The sequence below is a fragment of the Mesorhizobium comanense genome (genome assembly GCF_005503535.1).
In the GTDB taxonomy this organism is placed as follows: Bacteria; Pseudomonadota; Alphaproteobacteria; order Rhizobiales; family Rhizobiaceae; genus Mesorhizobium; species Mesorhizobium comanense.
On sequence record NZ_SCNN01000015.1, the window covers coordinates 106,169 to 123,522 of the forward strand.

The 17,354-nt window shown below is 63.6% G+C and carries 18 protein-coding genes; 7 read left to right on the plus strand and 11 right to left on the minus strand.

Features of this window, described 5'->3' with window-relative positions; genetic code table 11:
- Positions 1-83: 83 nt before the first annotated feature.
- The 3 genes from FFS37_RS23695 to FFS37_RS23705 all read left to right on the plus strand — a co-directional run bounded on the left by FFS37_RS23695 (position 84) and on the right by FFS37_RS23705 (position 3,240).
- Positions 84-602 carry a cupin domain-containing protein gene (locus tag FFS37_RS23695; protein ID WP_137933392.1) on the plus strand — a complete coding sequence of 173 codons (519 nt, stop codon included), beginning with the start codon at positions 84-86 and terminating at the stop codon, positions 600-602.
- A 14-nt stretch (positions 603-616) separates the two neighbouring features.
- A complete protein-coding gene (locus FFS37_RS23700; protein ID WP_210240471.1) occupies positions 617-1,534 on the plus strand; it encodes an alpha/beta hydrolase in 918 nt (305 codons plus the stop codon).
- A 503-nt stretch (positions 1,535-2,037) separates the two neighbouring features.
- The gene (locus tag FFS37_RS23705; RefSeq protein ID WP_137933393.1) at positions 2,038-3,240 is read left to right on the plus strand and encodes an MFS transporter; all 1,203 of its coding nucleotides are present in this window, start codon (positions 2,038-2,040) and stop codon (positions 3,238-3,240) included.
- A gap of 54 nt (positions 3,241-3,294) precedes the next feature.
- Here FFS37_RS23705 and FFS37_RS23710 read toward each other — a convergent pair whose 3' ends face one another.
- Positions 3,295-5,262 carry a putative bifunctional diguanylate cyclase/phosphodiesterase gene (locus FFS37_RS23710; RefSeq protein ID WP_137933394.1) on the minus strand — a complete coding sequence of 656 codons (1,968 nt, stop codon included), beginning with the start codon at positions 5,260-5,262 and terminating at the stop codon, positions 3,295-3,297.
- A gap of 317 nt (positions 5,263-5,579) precedes the next feature.
- On the opposite strand from FFS37_RS23710, the gene FFS37_RS23715 reads away from it, so the two are divergent.
- On the plus strand, positions 5,580-6,614 hold the full coding sequence (locus FFS37_RS23715) for a class I SAM-dependent methyltransferase (RefSeq protein ID WP_137933395.1): 1,035 nt from the start codon (positions 5,580-5,582) through the stop codon (positions 6,612-6,614).
- 76 nt (positions 6,615-6,690) lie between these two features.
- On the opposite strand, the gene FFS37_RS23720 is transcribed toward FFS37_RS23715, so the two are convergent.
- Positions 6,691-6,990 carry an HlyU family transcriptional regulator gene (locus FFS37_RS23720; RefSeq protein WP_137933396.1) on the minus strand — a complete coding sequence of 100 codons (300 nt, stop codon included), beginning with the start codon at positions 6,988-6,990 and terminating at the stop codon, positions 6,691-6,693.
- Positions 6,991-7,043: 53 nt separating this feature from the next.
- The gene (locus tag FFS37_RS23725) at positions 7,044-7,685 is read right to left on the minus strand and encodes a TetR/AcrR family transcriptional regulator (protein ID WP_137933397.1); all 642 of its coding nucleotides are present in this window, start codon (positions 7,683-7,685) and stop codon (positions 7,044-7,046) included.
- Positions 7,686-7,867: 182 nt separating this feature from the next.
- Between FFS37_RS23725 and FFS37_RS23730 the strand changes: the two genes are divergently transcribed.
- Positions 7,868-8,545, plus strand: coding sequence for a PspA/IM30 family protein (locus tag FFS37_RS23730; protein WP_137933398.1), 678 nt, complete (start codon positions 7,868-7,870; stop codon positions 8,543-8,545).
- A 55-nt stretch (positions 8,546-8,600) separates the two neighbouring features.
- Positions 8,601-8,861, plus strand: a complete 261-nt coding sequence (locus FFS37_RS23735; protein WP_137933399.1) for a YiaA/YiaB family inner membrane protein — start codon at positions 8,601-8,603, stop codon at positions 8,859-8,861.
- Between the two features lie 88 nt (positions 8,862-8,949).
- Here the strand turns inward: FFS37_RS23735 and FFS37_RS23740 are convergent, their stop codons facing one another.
- From FFS37_RS23740 to FFS37_RS23775, 8 genes are all read right to left on the minus strand, one after another.
- Positions 8,950-9,642, minus strand: a complete 693-nt coding sequence (locus tag FFS37_RS23740; RefSeq protein WP_137933400.1) for a PadR family transcriptional regulator — start codon at positions 9,640-9,642, stop codon at positions 8,950-8,952.
- Between the two features lie 163 nt (positions 9,643-9,805).
- Positions 9,806-10,174 carry a DCC1-like thiol-disulfide oxidoreductase family protein gene (locus tag FFS37_RS23745; RefSeq protein WP_137933401.1) on the minus strand — a complete coding sequence of 123 codons (369 nt, stop codon included), beginning with the start codon at positions 10,172-10,174 and terminating at the stop codon, positions 9,806-9,808.
- Positions 10,175-11,239, minus strand: coding sequence for a DMT family transporter (locus FFS37_RS23750; protein ID WP_137933402.1), 1,065 nt, complete (start codon positions 11,237-11,239; stop codon positions 10,175-10,177). It abuts the gene before it with no gap.
- A 26-nt stretch (positions 11,240-11,265) separates the two neighbouring features.
- Complete coding sequence (locus FFS37_RS23755) at positions 11,266-11,535, minus strand: putative hemolysin (RefSeq protein ID WP_137933403.1); 270 nt, start codon at positions 11,533-11,535, stop codon at positions 11,266-11,268.
- A 108-nt stretch (positions 11,536-11,643) separates the two neighbouring features.
- Entirely contained in the window at positions 11,644-11,937 is a 294-nt protein-coding gene (locus FFS37_RS23760) for a GYD domain-containing protein (RefSeq protein ID WP_137933404.1), read from the minus strand.
- A gap of 206 nt (positions 11,938-12,143) precedes the next feature.
- Positions 12,144-14,171, minus strand: coding sequence for an RNA polymerase sigma factor RpoD (rpoD, locus tag FFS37_RS23765; protein ID WP_137933405.1), 2,028 nt, complete (start codon positions 14,169-14,171; stop codon positions 12,144-12,146).
- A gap of 433 nt (positions 14,172-14,604) precedes the next feature.
- Entirely contained in the window at positions 14,605-16,545 is a 1,941-nt protein-coding gene (dnaG, locus tag FFS37_RS23770) for a DNA primase (protein WP_137933406.1), read from the minus strand.
- Positions 16,546-16,689: 144 nt separating this feature from the next.
- A complete protein-coding gene (locus FFS37_RS23775; protein WP_137933407.1) occupies positions 16,690-17,055 on the minus strand; it encodes an RcnB family protein in 366 nt (121 codons plus the stop codon).
- An 84-nt stretch (positions 17,056-17,139) separates the two neighbouring features.
- Here FFS37_RS23775 and FFS37_RS23780 point away from each other — a divergent pair, with 84 nt between their 5' ends.
- Positions 17,140-17,322: a hypothetical protein gene (locus FFS37_RS23780; RefSeq protein WP_137933408.1), complete on the plus strand. Its 183-nt coding sequence runs from the start codon at positions 17,140-17,142 to the stop codon at positions 17,320-17,322.
- The last annotated feature ends 32 nt before the right edge of the window (positions 17,323-17,354 follow it).

The following is a 17,354-nucleotide window of genomic DNA, read 5'->3' on the forward strand; positions in this document are numbered from 1 at the left end:
ACGAGCTTTTTGGTGCTTCGGCGCCTGCCAGCAGCTACCACTGACAGAAGGCTGGGAGCCTCGCCGACCCCTGGAGATCAGACATGCCTGAGTTCACAATTCCCGCCGACGATCCCAACCGCCAGTTGTCGATTGTCGATCCCGACGATCCGTCGCTCCGGCACCTGGCCATGGTAGGCGACACCTACACGGTCCTGCTCTCCGGTGCGCAGACGGCCGGGCGCTTCTGCCTCATCGACATGAAGGTTCCCGATGGCGGCGGCCCCGGGCCTCACCGGCACGACTTCGAGGAGACGTTTCATCTCCTGGAAGGCGAGATCGAATTCACCTTCCGCGGTGAGAAGAGCGTGGCCAGGCCAGGCATGACGGTGAACATCCCCGCCAACGCGCCGCATTCCTTCAGGAATGCCTCGGGCGCGGACGCGCGCATGCTGTGCCTGTGCGCGCCGGCGGGACAGGAGGAGTTCTTCGCCAGTGTCGGCGTACCGGTCGCGAGCCGCACCGCGGCCGCGCCGAAACTCAGCCCGGCGGAGTTCGGCGCCTTCCTCGCCAAGGCCGCGGCCCTCGCGCCGCAATTCCGCACCGAGCTTCTCAAACCCTAATCCGGACAGCCGCCATGAGCGTCGAAATCCATCCCGAGGACGAGCGCGACCGGGCGATCATGCAAGCGATGCGCGAGTTGCTGGCAACGCTGCCGCCGCTGGAATTTGCTCCGGCGGCGAGGCCGGCCTTCGAAGAGCTGATGCAACAGACGCCCGCCGCCGACGGCATCAGCATCGAGGCAGGCACGGTCGGCACGATACCGGGCTGGTGGTGCCGGCCAAAGGCTGGCGCGACGCGCGCCGTGATCCTCTATTTTCATGGCGGCGCCTATGTGCTGGGCTCCGCCATCGGTCATCGCAACTTCGTCAGCCAGATCGTGCAGCGTGCCGGCGCCCCGGCCTTCATTCCCGACTACCGCCTGGCGCCCGAGCACGCCTTTCCGGCCGCGGTCGACGACGCTTTGGATGTCTTCACCGGCCTTGGCAAGATGGGTTACGAGGCCATCGCGGTTGCCGGCGACTCGGCCGGCGGCGGCCTTGCGCTGTCCTTGCTGGCGCTGGCGGCGGCCACGGCGAGAAAGGGCGCCGGCGCCATGCCGCGCTGCGCGGTGCTGATGTCGCCATGGACCGACCTTGCGCTTGCCGGCGGCTCGATGCTGACGAGGGCGCAAGCCGATCCGCTGGTGAAACGCGCCGAGTTGAAAAAGGCGGCTGACCTGTACCTCAGGGATGCCGATCCCACCGACCCGCGCGCCTCGCCACTCTATCAGCCCCTGGGCGGCCTGCCGCCGCTGCTGGTGCATGTCGGCGATGACGAAATCCTGCTCGACGATTCGCGCCGCGTCGTCGAGGCGGCGTCGAGCGCCGGCGGCCAGGCGGCGCTGCATATCTGGGAAGGCATGACGCATGTCTTTCCCTCCAACCTTGCGCAGTTGCAGGCGGCGCGCCAGGCCATCGACATAGTCGGCGCCTTCATCCGCCAGCATCTCTGAGGCGTTGGGCGATCCCGGCAATCGCTCCGGTCCGAGGCTATCGAGGCGATGCCTGATTGGCAGGTGGTTCCCCCAATCCGTCGCTGCTTCGCAGCGCCACCTTTCCCCCCTCCGGAGGGAAAGGAAGGGAGCCTTACTGGATGAGTGTTGACGGCAAAAAAGCCTGGCGCCTTTCCTCTCCCCCGTCGATCGGGGGAGAGGTGTCGAGCGAAGCTCGACGGAGTGGGGGTCGACCGGCTCGGCGCAGGACAACAAATGCACCAAGCTGCCATGCACGCTTATTGCCAAGGACCGGTTGCTTGGCGCCTGGATCGCCATTGGGCGGCGCCGACACCCGGAAAAAGTGCCGAGCGAAACCTGCCCTGCCACTCACGGCAGTCGCCTGATTGAAAAAATTCGATCCGCAAATGTCGATTTGCTCCCGGCCCGGACGTCCTTCGGACGTAACCGGATTGCCGGGAGGCGTCGAAAGATCGATCCTGCTCCCGGCAGGGAGAAGAAACATGCAGCTTTCCTATCGTTGGGTCATCGTCGCGGCTGGTGCGCTGATGTCCTGTGTCGCCATCGGCACGATGTTCTCGCTGGCGATCTTCCTCGAGCCGATGGCACTCGACACGCAGTGGTCGCGCGCCGGCATTTCGAGCGCCATGACACTGAACTTCCTCGTCATGGGCCTGGGCGGCTTCGCCTGGGGTGCGATATCCGACCGCTTCGGCGCCCGCATCGTCGTGGCGATCGGCGCGGTGCTGCTCGGGCTCGCCCTGGTGCTGGCCAGCCGCGCCGGCTCACTGCTGACCTTCCAGATCACCTATGGCGTGCTCGTCGGCCTCGCCGCCAGCGCCTTCTTCGCGCCGATGATCGCGCTGACCACGGGCTGGTTCGAGACCCATCGCGGCCTGGCCGTCTCGCTGGTCTCGGCCGGCATGGGCGTTGCGCCGATGACCATCTCGCCCTTCGCCCGCTGGCTGATCTCGGCCTATGAATGGCGCACCGCCATGTTCGACATCGGCATCATGGCCTGGGTTCTATTGTTGCCGGCGGTGCTTCTGGTGCGCGAGCCGCCCAAGCCCACCATGGCGGATGCGGCTTCCGAGCCTGTCGCCGAAGGTGCCGGCATGAGTGTCGGCCAGGCGCTGCGCTCGCCGCAATTCATCGTGCTTGGGCTGACCTTCTTCGCCTGCTGCGCGGCCCATTCCGGCCCGATCTTCCACATGGTCAGCTACGCCATGCTGTGCGGCGTCGCCCCCATGGCGGCGGTCACCATCTACAGCGTCGAGGGCCTCGCCGGCCTGGGTGGACGCCTCCTCTATGGCGTGCTGGCCGACCGGCTTGGCGTCAAGCCGGTGCTGGTCGCGGGCCTCGCCATCCAGGCGGTCGTCATCGCCGCCTATCTCTCGATCAAGGAGCTCGATCAGTTCTATATGCTGGCCGTCATTTTCGGCGCCACCTATGGCGGCGTGATGCCGCTCTATGCGGTGCTGGCGCGCGAATATTTCGGCCAGCGCATCCTCGGCACCGTGTTCGGCGCCGCCACCATGCTGTCCAGCCTCGGCATGGCGCTGGGGCCGCTTGCCGGCGGCATGATCTTCGACGCCTATGCCAGCTATAACTGGCTGTTCATCGGCTCGGCCCTTATCGGCCTTGGCGCGGCCGGCATAGCGATCGCCTTTCCGCCTTTGCCGCGCCGGCAATTGCAAGCGGCCTGACGAGCAGCCGGAAAGCCCGCCACGGCAAGGCGGCTCGGGCCATGGCCCGCGCCGTCAGGCCGATTTGAGGACGGTGAACGGCCGCTTCTGGACGGGCCGCTTCGCCTGGAAGATCTCGGCGGGAACGGGACGGCCGACGCGGAAGCCCTGGATCTTGTCGATGCCGAATTCGCGCATGAGGGCCATCTGCTCGTCGGTCTCCACGCCTTCCACCAGGATCTTGTGGCCGCGATTGCGCACCAGCGCGATGATATCCTGGAGCATGGCCTTTCCGTTCGGCGTGGAACAGTCATGCAGGAACGAGCGGTCGATCTTGACCGTATCGAAATCGATCAGGCGAAGCCACGAAAGGCCTGCAAAACCGGTGCCGAAATCATCGAGCCAGATCTTGATGCCCAGGAGCTTCAGGTCGCTGATGCAGCGCAGAATGTCCGAATGCATCTCCATCTCCAGCCCTTCGGTGATTTCGAAGGCCAGCCGGTTGCCGGTCACGCCGGTCTCCCCCAGGATGGTCGCGACGGACGCGGCAAAGCCCGGTGTCTTGAGCTGGATCGGCGAGACATTGACGCTGACAAGGCGGATGTGGTCATCCACCAGGAGCTCGTTGCACACCGTCCTTACCGCCCAGCGGCCGAGCTCCAGGATGGCACCGGTCCGCTCCGCCACCGGGATGAAGATGCTGGGTGGAACCAGCGTGCCATCGAGCATTTTGAGGCGCATCAGCGCTTCGACCGCCTCCACCTTGCCCGACCCGATATCCTGGATGGGCTGGTAGACGAGCGAAACGAGATCCTGGCCGATCGCGATCTTGAGCAGGGCCGCGAGGTTCTCGCTCTCGTCGCTGCTTTGCGGGTCCGTCGGATCGAACAGCCGGGCGCAATTGCGGCCGCCCGCCTTTGCCAGATAGAGCGCGCGGTCGGCCTCGTGGATGATCTTCTCCAGCTTGGCGCCGGTCTGCTTCCTGGTGAAGGCGGCGCCGACGCTCGCCGTGACGATCGAGATGCCGTCGCGGCGCAGTTCGTGGGCGATCGCCAGGCTTTCCACGGCGCGGCAGATGGCTTCCGCGAGATCGGCAACCTGTTCCTTCTTGTCGAGGCGCGCCAGGACAATAAATTCCTCGCCGCCATAGCGGCCGATCGAGCCGTCATACTGCCTGATCAGATCACTGAGTGCGTTGCCGACCTGGATCAGGCACCGGTCGCCTTCCTGATGGCCGTAGCAGTCGTTGAACTTCTTGAAGAAATCCACGTCGATGAGGATCGCAACGAAACCGGCGCCGAGCTTCTGCCAGTCATTCCAGTGTTCGCGCAGCTTCTCATCGATCGCGCGCCGGTTTTCCAGGCCAGTCAGCGGATCGGTCCGCGACAGCCGCAGCAGGGCCTTGCCGCGCTCGGTGGCCTCCTTGTGCTGGATCCTGGCTTCGAGCGCGTTGAGGAAAACGTTGTAGCGCTCCTCGTTGAGTTTCCAGTTCACATACGATGTGAAGGTGAAGCACGAGACGTAGAACGTTCCAAAGACCATTTTGTACGTCAGCGTGGCGGGCACGAAGTAGTTTACGACATACAAGATGCACAGAATTATAGTTGACGTGACGATGGATATTCTGAAGCTGAACGTGAAAAAGAGGTTGGCGCTCATCATGAATATGGTGCCGAACACCATATAGTAAGCGACGCTTTCCCTGTCGGCGCCCATGGAGGCCGGCAGCAGCCAGCCGACATAGCCGAAGATGATGGCCGCCGCACAGGTGACGTCGAGCCATCGGGTTTCAGCGCCCCGGCGAAGCTGGACCTCCAGCGTCAGCAGCGCCGTCAGGCCGACCGCGAAGCGCGCCGCGATCGTATAGGCCGCCACGTCAGGAATGAGCAGCAGATCGCTAACGGAAAACAGGACATAGATGGCAACGGCTATCCAAAGCCCTGGCCTGGCTTCTTTTCTTCGCTTCGCCTGGGCTTCGGTACGGTAGAGGACGCGCAGTTCGTCGGCCCCCGGCTCCTGGCGGGATTCGTATGGCTCGGTCATGTCAGCGGGCGGCACGCGTGCGTTCACCACGAAGCCCGGCTGTAGGGCATCCTGCGCTCCAAACCCATTTCCTGCTTCTGACCCCACGCGGGCCGACTCCTTGAACGCGACGGCGACTGCAACGCCGGGCATACAAATGCGACCGAGCAAAACAAGTTTCGGTTAACTCGAACCCGGAATTCAGCATGCAAGGTTTCTAATGAATTAAGATGGTTGCAGCGAAATTAATCATATTGTTAAAATGCCACCGAACCGACGTTGGCAAATCAAGCATTCTACGCAATAAGTTAATTGCCTGTTAACTGTGGAGTCTTGGTGTGCAAACTGTCTTTGATGGCCAGAGTCTGATCACCGCTGAAATGCTCGCCGGCGGTCTGCGCCGGGGCAGCGTGGAGCGTCATGGCGCGGTGTTCGAAACCGCCCGCGCCGAACTGGCGCTCGTTCTCCTCACCACCCAGCAGCAGATCGAACAGGCAAAGGACCCCGCCGAGATCATTCGCCGGCTGATGTCGCATCTGGAAGGCATGCATGCCAGGCTTCATCCTGACGTCTGGCAGGCATTGATCCCGGTGGCGCAGAACCATCCGATCATGAAGTATTTTCTGGAAGACCCGCTGACACGCTGGTCCTTCACCAAGCCCAGGGGTTATTCCGGCGACGCGCAGTTGCTCGACTACATCTACTGCGACCCGCATGTGGCCGAAGACGTGAAAAACGCCTCTCCCCTCGGCAAGGCGCTGTACAGCTATACCCAAAACGTCCCGTCATGCTTGGCGGCGCGGGAACGGCGCGATCTCCTGACCCGCTATGTCGACGAGGCCGCCGACAAGGCCGGAGCGGAGACCGAAGTGCTGGCGATCGCCGCCGGCCATCTGCGCGAGGCCAACCGGTCGGCCGCGCTGGCCGAAGGCCGCCTCAAGCGCTGGGTCGCGCTTGACCAGGATCCGCTAAGCGTCGGCCTGATCGCGCGCGACTTCCAGGGAACCGCGGTCGAAGCCGTCGACGGCTCGGTGCGCACCGTGCTCACGCGCGGCCACAAGCTCGGCAAGTTCGACCTGATCTACGCCTCAGGCCTCTACGATTATCTCCAGCACAATGTCGCCGTGAAGCTCACCAAGACCTGCCTGCAGATGCTGAAGCCGAACGGGACGTTCCTGTTCGCCAACTATGCCGAGGGCAATCCCGACGCCGGCTACCGCGAGACCTTCATGGACTGGGTGCTGCTGCTGCGCTCGGAAGTCGACATGTGGAACATCATCAACGCCAGCGTCGACCGCAACACCGTCGAAGCGCAGGTGTATTTCGGCGAAAACCGCAACGTGCTCTACGCCGTCATCGAAAAACGGGGATAGCGGCCGCCAGGGCCAAACCGCCTCGAGCGCCTGCGGCATCATGCTGCCAAGCGCTCGCGGTGTCGCCGGAAACGGCTTACCCGAAAATCCGCTCTCCTTGTTCATCCACCAGTTGGATGCCCTTCTTGATCGAGATGTCGACGGCATCGTCCAGCCCGGCGAAGCGATCGGCGCGGATGAATTTGTGTTCCTTCACCACGCCGTCGATCTCCTTGGAGACGATGCCGCAGGTCTGGTACTGGCCGTCGGCCTTGTAGGGCGTGGCACTGATGGTGAACCCCTTGTGCTCGACCTGCTTGGCGGGCGCCGCGCTCTTGGGTTCGGCCGTTTCACCGCCGCCAGCGCCGCCGCCGAAAAGACGTTTCAAAAAAGACATGGCTCAAATCTCCCTGTTCGCCCTGAAATCGCGGCTTGCCTGATGCGCGCGATTCACGGCGCTGTCGTCTCAGCATGCGCGAATGTGCCGCCGCGTTCCAGCCCCCTGATGAAGACGGCGACCAGCAGTTCGACCTGCCGCTCGATCTCGTCGGCCTGGCGACGCAGCGAGCGGGCCGCATAACCACTGGTGACGATGCCGTGCACGCTTGACCATAGGGTGCGCGCGGCGGTCCGGCGCGTGTCCTCGTCAATGTCGAAGTCGCCTTCGGCGAGCACGGCGGCAATGATCTCGAACAACTGGTCGAGCCGCGCTTCATAGGCATCCGGCTCGCTCAACACCGGGCGGCGGCGGTTGAAGGCAAGCAGCGCCGGCCAACTGCCGGGATGAGCTTCGACGAAGCCGATATAGGCGCCGGCCAGCGCCAGCAGGCGCTGGCGCACATCGGTGACGTCGCGACGGGCAAGGTCGGCCATGGCGGCAGCGCCCGCCGCGCCCAGCCGGTCGAGCAGCCGCATGTTGACGGCGCGGTGCACACCGTCGAGGTCGGCGAACAGATTGTAGATCGAGCCGACCGAGATCCCTGCCTGCTCGGCAATGGTCCGGGCTTTCAGATTGTCCATGCCGCCCTCGTTGATGAGCGCCTCGGCGATGGCGAGCACCCGCTCGCTCGTCTCTTCCCTGTCCAGTGCCATGCCTGTTCCCGTGAATGCCTGTCGCTGTCCGCGGCATGCTTCGGCAACCACGGGATTTCACCTTCTTTACCATATTCGGGAAATCGTGAACAGCGTTCAAAAACCATATTGAACAATGTTCATTTCCTGCTATGTTGACTTCGTGAACATCGTTCACAGGAAAAGTTCGAAGGGAGAAGACCATGCTTAGCCTGATCAGAACATTGCTCGACGGCGCCAGCGCACGGGCCGAGGACGGCCTCAAGGATCGCTTTGCCATCGACCTTCTGGCGCAGCGCATCCGCGACGCCGAGGCCGGACTTGCCGCCGCCAAGCAGACGCTTGCCGGCCTCATCGTGCGCCAGCGCGCCGAACAGGCCGGCCTCGACCAGCTCGACCGCCGTCACGCCGATCTGGAAAGCCGTACGATGAGCGCGCTCGCCGCCGGCAACAACGCGCTTGCCGAGAGCGGTGCGGCGGCCATCGCCGAACTGGAGAATGAACGCGAGGTCCGCCGCGCCACCGTGCAGAGCCTTGGCGAGAAGATATTGCGCATGCGGGTGTCGGTCGAGCGGGCGCACCGCCGCATCATCGACTTGAACCAGGGCATGATTTCCGCCCGCGCCATCGATGCCGAGCGCAAGGCGCAGTCACGGCTGGTCAGATCGATCGGGCACTCGGCGAGCATCAACGACGCCGAAGAGCTGCTGGCCCGCATCAAGGGCGCCGCCGACCCGTTCGAGGAAGCCGGCATTCTCGACGAGATCGATGGCGAACTGCGCCACGAGGCGATCCGCGACCGCCTTGCCGACGCCGGCCACGGTCCGGCGGTGAAAATCCGCGCCAAGGACGTGCTCGAGCGCCTGAAGACCATCAACTGAAGACGCCCAGACCCCGATTTCCATCCATAGATCATCAAATCAACGGAGAACTCCAATGAACGGCAATCAGACCTACATCATGTTCAACACCATCTCTGTCGGTGCGGCCTACTTCATGCTTGGCCTGTCACTGTGGCTGGCACCGGTCGACCTCTCGACCAAGGGCTATTGGGGCATGGGCATCCTTTTGCTCACAGGCAGCCTGGTGAACCTCGTCAAGTACCGCACCGACGCGCGCATCTCGGCCGAGACCACCGCCAAGATCGAAAAGGCCCGCAACGAGAAGCTGATCAGCGAGTATGTCGGCAAGGAATGATGCCGGCCTGCCTAACGCAAGAAAGCCCGGGTCGCCCCGGGCTTTTTTGTCTTGCAGCGCGACTCCTTGCGGAACTTGGGTCGCCCGGTCAGCGGTGCGACAGCGCCTCCAGCGCGTCGGCCGCGGCTTCCAGGATGCTCATGGCTTCGGCCTGCTTTTCCTCTGGCGCGTCGACGATATCGCTGAGCGCGGCGCGCAGCCGATGGCGAATGGCGCGGAATTCGTCACGCGTTTCCGAGCGCTCGCCGCGCCCGCCCCGGCCGCCGCGGCGGTCTTCGCCATCGTCGTTCCAGCCGAACCAGTCGCGCGCCTTGGCCATCTTGCGGCCGAAGCGTTCGAGGTGTTCCAGCACGCCGTCGATCATCTCGCGGTTGTCGCTCAGATGCGCCTGCCCGGCCTCGGTGATTGAAAACACCTTCTTGTTGCCCTCGCTCGACGAGACGGCATAGCCGGCCTCTTCCAGGAAGGTCAGCGTCGGGTAGACCACGCCCGGGCTCGGGCTGTAGATGCCGCTGGTGCGTTCTTCCAGCGCCTTGATGATGTCGTAGCCGTGGCGGGGTGCCTCGGCCAGCAGCGACAGCGTGATCAGCTTGAGATCGCCGTCGGCCAGCATGCGCCCGGCGCGGAAGAAGTCGCCCGGGCCGCCGCGTCCGCCACCGCCCCTGCCCCCGAACGGCCCGAAACCGCCGCCACCGCCACGGCCGCCGAACTTGCCGGCCATATGCATGAACATGCGCTCGGCGCGGTCGCCGAAATGATTGCCAAAATTGTGCTTGTGCATTGATTGCTCCTTAAGTTGTATCTTACGATATATCTTAATTAGGCATGCCGGCCGCTTGAGTCAAGATATATCTTACGATGTATCTGAAGGAAGGCCAAGCGGCATTCGCACCGCCGACGGAGAACCGGACGCGCCACCTCAGATCAGGCGTTGCGAAAGGGGGCTACCAGCGGCCGTTGCGCCGGTTCCAGGCGTAGAGCAGGTCGGCGAACCGGTCATAGGCAAAGCGCGTCAGCGGCAGGATCAGCCGGTTGCCGAACAGTGTCGCCAGCCAGCCCTCGCCCGGCGTCGCGGCCCAGACGGCGACGGCAACGTCGGCGCCGACCAGCAGCCGGCCATCCGCGTCGGTGGCATGCAGCCGGCGGCGGATGTCTTCCAGCGTGGCGCCAAATCGGGCAAGTGCCGCCGGCTCCAGATTGATGTCGCGGAACGCGATGCGCCCGGCCCTGACCGCTTCGATCAGCCGCCGCTTCTGCCGGGCAATGCCCGCATCGCAGACCGGACAACGCGTGTTGTACCAGACGGTGAGCACTTACCCGTGGCCATGCCTGTGGTGCAGATCCGGATAATGCGGATGGCGATGACGCATCGGTGCATGCCGGTGCCAATGCGAGTGCGGCTCGTTCACCGGTCCGTCATGATCGTGCTGGTGATGGTCGTCATGCACATGGCTGTGCTCGTGTTCCAGCGCCTCGTGGTCGTGCTCATGCTCATGGCGTTCCGACAGATGCAGCCAAAGGCCGATGCCCATCAAAAATCCCGCGATCGCCAGCTTCAGCGTGACAGGCTCGCCCAGCATCAGGATCGCCAGCAAGGCACCTATAAAGGGGGCCAGCGAGTAATAGGCTCCCGTGCGTGCCGTGCCGAGATGGCGCAACGCGAGAATGAACATCACCAGGCTGACACCGATGCCGAAGAACCCGACAGCGGCCGTCGCCGCGATGGTCGGCATGGCAGGAAATGAAGCGCCGGCAGCAAATCCCAGTCCGATATTGGCGACGCCCGCGACCAGCCCCTTCAACATGGCGATCACCACGGGGTCGGTGGCAGAGATGCGGCGTGTAAAATTATTGTCCAGCCCCCACGCCAAGCACGCCCCGGCGACGAGCAGCGCACCAAGGTTGAAGGCAACGCCCTCGCCTTGCCACGACAACAACAGGGCGCCGGCAAGAATGGCAAAAGCGCCAAAAAGCAGGCGCCGGTCGACATTCTCGCGGTAGACGAGCCAGGCGATCGCCATGGTCGCCAACCCTTCCAGGTTGAGCAGCAACGCCGAACTGGACGCTGTGTTGAGAGTGAGGCCGAACATCAACAGCACCGGCCCAACGACGCCACCCATACCAATGGCCAGCGCCAGCCATGGCAGATCCCTGGTGGTCAGTTGCGCTTCGCCGGCAGCGGCGGCCGCACCACGCAGCAGGCGATACAAAGTCAAGCCGAGCCCGGCACCGAGATAGAGCAGGCCAGCCAGCATGAAGGGATCGACGCTGACAAGCAGCAGCTTGGACAGCGGCGGCGTGGCGCCAAACAGCGCGGCGGAGCCCAGGGCGAGCGGCACGCCGGGCCACAGATGGGAATGGGAATGCGCTTCGGACATGATCTCACCCTATCACAACGGGCGTATCACTTATGCCGCATCGCCGTCTTCGGGCCGACGCATTTGTTGTCCCGGAACAGCGCCCACTCTTCGCACAGGCGCCCGTTCGGCAACCGGCAGAACCCGTATTCGTTGCCGGCCTTGTCCTTCCTGACCACGAAACGTCCGCCGATCGCGCCGCAATGGACCGATGCCGGATTGGCCATGCCGACCGGTTTTTGCCCAGCGAAACCCGCATCCAAAAGCATCGATGACAGTGCGGCAAGGCCCGCGGCCAAAATCGAAACTTTCTTCATCACGATTCTCCCCTCGCCGCATCCTACCACGGCGAAGCGTCCTGTCTCACGGCAAGGCATCGCCAGGCCGGCACCCGATCATCGACTTCGAAAACCCTGCCTATCGCGTCATCCAAGCGAAGAGATGATCTCGCGGTAAGCAAACTCCGGGAAGGCCTTGAGCGTGCGCGTCCTGACGCTGCCGCCCGAGCCCAGCATCAACGCAAAGCGGGCGAGCACCGCGTCATCGGGCGCCTCGACCACCGCCACCATGTCGAATTCACCCATGGTCAGGTAGAACGACTTGAACGATCCACCCATCTCGCCCAGTTGCTTCCTGGCGGCATCGAGGCGCTTGGGCGAGTCGCGCACGGTCTTCGCGCCCTGCTCGGTCCAGTTCATCAGCACGATGTAAGTCGTCATCTACGCCTCCCTCCGGGGCCACGGAGCACGGCACTCATGCCATGGGTATGTCTACATGGCCGCGACCGGGGCGGGCTTCCGGGGTTGTCGCCCAGAAAATGCATCCGACGCGAAATTATCCTCCCGAAGGAGATGGGCCGCAAGGCGGTTGCACAACGAAAAAGGGCGCCGTCGGCGCCCTTGATCTTCAATACAACAGGTCAAACTCAGCTGTCGAGGAAGCTGCGCAGCTTGCGGCTCCGGCTCGGGTGCTTGAGCTTGCGCAGCGCCTTGGCCTCGATCTGGCGGATACGCTCGCGCGTGACCGAGAACTGCTGGCCGACTTCTTCCAGCGTGTGGTCGGTGTTCATGCCGATGCCGAAGCGCATGCGCAGCACGCGCTCCTCGCGCGGCGTCAGCGAGGCGAGAACCCGCGTGGTGGTCTCGCGCAGATTGGCCTGGATCGCCGCGTCGATCGGCAGGATCGCCATCTTGTCCTCGATGAAATCGCCCAGATGCGAATCCTCCTCGTCACCCACGGGGGTTTCGAGCGAGATCGGCTCCTTGGCGATCTTCAGCACCTTGCGCACTTTTTCGAGCGGCATGGCGAGCTTTTCGGCCAGTTCCTCCGGCGTCGGCTCGCGGCCGATCTCGTGCAGCATCTGGCGCGAGGTGCGCACGATCTTGTTGATCGTCTCGATCATGTGCACTGGGATGCGGATGGTGCGGGCCTGGTCGGCGATCGAACGCGTGATCGCCTGCCGGATCCACCATGTCGCGTAGGTCGAGAACTTGTAACCGCGGCGGTATTCGAACTTGTCGACCGCCTTCATCAGGCCGATATTGCCTTCCTGGATCAGGTCGAGGAACTGCAGGCCGCGGTTGGTGTACTTCTTGGCGATGGAGATGACGAGGCGCAGATTGGCCTCGACCATTTCCTTCTTGGCGATCGCGGCTTCGCGCTCGCCTTTCTGCACCTGGTTGACGATCTTGCGGAATTCCAGGATCGAAATCGCGGTTTCTGTCGCCAGATGCTGGATCTCGGCGCGCAGATCCTTGATCGCGTCCTTCTCGTTCTTGGTGAACTCCTTCCAGCCGCGCGAGGTCAGGTTGGCGATCGAGCGCGTCCAGTTGGGGTCGAGCTCGGAGCCCTGATATTCCTTCAGGAACTCCTCACGGCGCACGCCATAGCTTTCGGCCAGCCGCAACAGCTTGCCCTCGTTCTGCACCAGCCGCTTGTTGATGTCGTAGAGCTGCTCGACCAGCGCCTCGATGCGCGCCGTGTTGAGCGACAGCGACTTCACCGCCTTGATCAGCTGATCCTTCAGCTCCTTCAGCCGGCGGTCCTGGCTGGGCGACAGCGTGCCGGCGGCGGCGAGACGGTTCTCGACCTGCTGGTCCTGCAGCTTGCGCAGCTTCTTGTAGGTATCGGCGATGACGTCGAGCGTCTCCATCACCTGCGGACGCAGTTCCGCTTCCATCGCCGCCAGCGACAGGCTAGCCTCGTCCTCGTCGTCCTCGTCATCCTCCAGCCCGCGCGTGTCGGCGCCGACATTGGTGATGTCGTCTTCCTCGTCGCGCGCGGCACCACGCCGGGGCTTTTCCTCGACCTTGGGCGCTTCCTCGACACGCTCGACCACGGGCGCCTGCTTGGCCTCGGGGCCGGCATAGGTGGCTTCGAGGTCGATGATCTCGCGCAGCAGGATCTTGGATTCGTTGAGCTCGTCGCGCCAGATGATGATGGCCTGGAAGGTCAGCGGGCTTTCGCACAGACCCGCGATCATCGTCTCGCGGCCGGCCTCGATGCGCTTGGCGATGGCGATTTCGCCCTCGCGCGACAAAAGCTCGACAGAGCCCATTTCGCGCAGATACATGCGCACCGGATCGTCGGTGCGGTCGGTCGGCTCTTTCTTGGTCGTGGTGGCGGCAACGGCGGTGCCGGTCTGCTCGGCCAGTTCGTTGGCGTCTTCCTCGGCGTCCGCCGCGTTGTCGCCGGCCTCGGCCTCCTCGCCCTGCTCGTCATCCTCGACGACGTTGATGCCCATGTCGGACAGCATCGCCATCGTGTCCTCGATCTGCTCGGAGGTCACTTCCTCGGAAGGCAGCACCGAATTCAGCTCGTCCATCGTGACATAGCCGCGCTTCTTGGCGGCCTTGATCATCTTCTTGACAGCATCATCGGAAAGGTCGAGCAGAGGGCCATCGGTGGCGCCTTCGCGTTCGGTCTCGACCTCTTCCTTTTCCTTAGTCGCCATAATTTTTATCTTCTCCTAGCGGCCGGGCATCGGGCCGCGTAAGCTTTCGGACCATTCAAAATCGGATAGGCTTGTCTTCAGACGCGCTTCACCGGGCCACCAACTTCACCGTCTTGTTTGGTGCATGCCGTTGTCCCAAAACCGGTTCCACTCCTGTGCGACCACTCTTGGGCGACATGCATTAAGTCCAGATTAACCCTGATATCTGTGGCAGGCTGCCTGCCTGTCCAGTGACCAGCACCTCGTATCGCAGCATTTCCCGTCCAAGCGGGTGCGGGTTAACGTTTCGAATCGTCCTGATTCCGCCATTCTGTCGGAAGGTCAAGCGCCTCTGGCATGATTCGCATGAAAAAAGCGAATCAATTACCCGACTTAGCGCGCCCCGCTCCCTGGGGGAGCGTCGCCACGCTTTCATTCCTGTACGCATCCGCACTTAGGCTCGCCCGGCCCTGCCCGACGACACGCCGAATCCTTCGATCAGCGCTTCCGTCGCTTGTACATCCTGAAATTGCGCCTGAATTTCGATCAGGTGGCGGAAGTTTTCGTCCGAAGGATCCGCATCCATCGCCGCTTCCGCCGCTCTAAGCTCCTTATGTAATGTGCGCGCGCTGCGCTGCAAGTGCAGCGCCTGGTTGAGAGCGTCGCGGGCATCCTCGAGGGCCGCCGTCTCCAGTGCTGGCCATTGCCGCGCCCGCCTGATCAGGTCGACGGCCCGGCCCCAGATCTCGCCACAGCCGGCGCGCTCCACCGTCGCCACCACGGCATGGCGGTCATCGGCCGTGTCGTGCGCCATCGCGTCGAGAATGGCGGCGTGCAGCCGCCTCAGGTCCGAATTGGCAAGGTCGAGAAACTCGACATGGGCGAAATTCTCGTCGATCAGCGCCGGATGATTGATCAGGGCGACGATGATCGTCGCCTCGCGCACCGACATCCCCTCGCTGCCGCGCTTGACCAGGGCCGACTGGCCGAGGCTCTCTGTGATCGCGATACGGCCGCCGCCGCCCTTGGCGAACTGTCCGCCCGGCGCCTTGGGCTGGCCCGGGCGTCCGTCCTGGCGGCCGCCTCGCGGACCTTGCGGGCCGCCGCGCTGGGAGCCGAAGAAGCTCAGCACCCGCTCGCGCATTTCCTGCTGATAGTGATAGCGCAGGCTTTCGTCGCGGATGCGGCTGGTCAGCTCGCGCAGCGTCTTTTCGAGCTCGGCCCGCCGTTCCGGCGTGTCGAAGACGCCGCCCGAGGTCTCGCGCATCCACAACAGGTCGACCAGCGGCCGTGCCTCCGAGAGCACCGCGCGGAACGCGTCCGGCCCCTCGGCCTTGACCAGGTCGTCGGGATCCTTGCCTTCCGGCAGCAGCGCAAAACGCGCCGAGCGCCCCGCCTGGACCGACGGCAGGGCGATATCCGCGGCCCGCCAGGCCGCCTTCAGGCCAGCCTTGTCGCCGTCGAAGCACAGCATCGGTTCCGGCGCCATGCGCCACAAGAGTTCCAGCTGGTTTTCGGTGAGTGCGGTACCGAGTGGCGCAACCACATTCTCGAAGCCGGCCTGCGCCAGCGCGATCACGTCCATATAGCCTTCGACGGCGATCACCGTGCCGCCCTTGGCCAGCGCTTTACGGGCACGGGCGAAATTGTAGAGCACATTGCCCTTGTGGAAGAGCTCGGTGTCGGGTGAGTTCATGTATTTGGCGAGCGCGTCCGGCGCCAGCGCCCGGCCGCCGAAGGCGATGATCTTGCCGCGCGAATCCGGAATCGGGAACATGATGCGGTCGCGGAACCAGTCATAGGAGACCGGAATGTCGTCGCCATGGCGCACCAGCCCGCAGGCCTCGATGTCGGCCTTCGGCACGCCCTTTGCCGCCAGATGCTCCTTAAGAGCGTTGCGGCTGTCGGGCGCGAAGCCCAGGCGGAACGACTGCTGCGTCGCCGGCGTCAGCCCGCGATCCCTGAGATAGGCGCGGGCCTTGGCTCCCTCGGGCCCCTGCAGCCGCTCCTGGAAGAAGACGGTCGACATCTCCATGACGTCGGTGAGGCTGGCGCGCTCCTTCTCGCGCCGTTCCTCGCGTTCGTCGCGCACCGGCATCGGCACGCCCGCCATGTCGGCGATCTTTTCGACCGCCTCGGGAAAGCTCAGCCCTTCGAGTTCGGTGAGGAACTTGAAATGGTCGCCCGAGACCGAGCAGCCGAAACAGTGGTAGCGGCCCTTCTTGTCCTCGCAGTGGAAGGACGGGCTCTTCTCGCCATGAAAGGGGCAACAGGCCCAGTAGTCGCCGCGCGACGTATTGGTCTTCTTGCGATCCCACGCGACGCGCTGGCCGATAACCTGTGAAATCGGCACGCGGTCGCGGATCTCGTCGAGAAAGGCGGGCGGAAAGCGCATTGGGGAACTCGTTTTCCCACCATATAATCATGCCGGAGAAATCCGACGACCCCTAATGCAGGCCATGCCCGGTTTCCACAGGGCAAAAAGAAAGGCGGCCATTGCGGGCCGCCCTCCTTTCGGTCTCGTGCTGTCGCGGGAGACTTAATGTGCCGCGATGGCCCCAAAAATGACGCCGGAGAGAATGCCGACCAGCACATAGTCGTTGCCGACGCGGATCCATTCCTGGCCGCGGCCAGGACGATGCAGGCCGTAGCGGCCATAGTCGCGGATCGGCTGGTGGCGCTTCCAGTTCCCGTATTTCTGGCCGTTGCGCCAGTGATTGCGCTTCACCACCACCTTCTTCTTCACCACGACACGCTTGTCGACGTGCCTGCCGGGCTTCTGCCAGTCGACCTTCGAGTAATTCGACTGCGGCGCCACCGGCGCATTCATCGGCGCGGCCTGCCCGGCGAGCGAACTGGCGGCCAGCATCGAGACAGCGAGGCCGGAGAGAATGATGCGTTTCATGAGGAAGTCTCCTTGGTTGTCGATGCCTGAGGAGTAGCGGCTGGCGGATGAACTGAAACTGAACACGACCATTACAATTATGTAATGAAATCCTGTGGTTATTTCGGGAATTTGAATATCTTTGCAAACTCGGGCGGCATGCTGCGCGCCAAACCACGGCGGGGCGTGGCGCCGCCGGGCGAGCATCTGCGGGCCAATCCATTTTCCGACAGGCGCTGTCGCCATGCGACGGCCCTTGAAATCGACAAATTTTTATTATCCGGCTAAAATATTCCGGTTAAAGTTCAAGGCTGCCATGA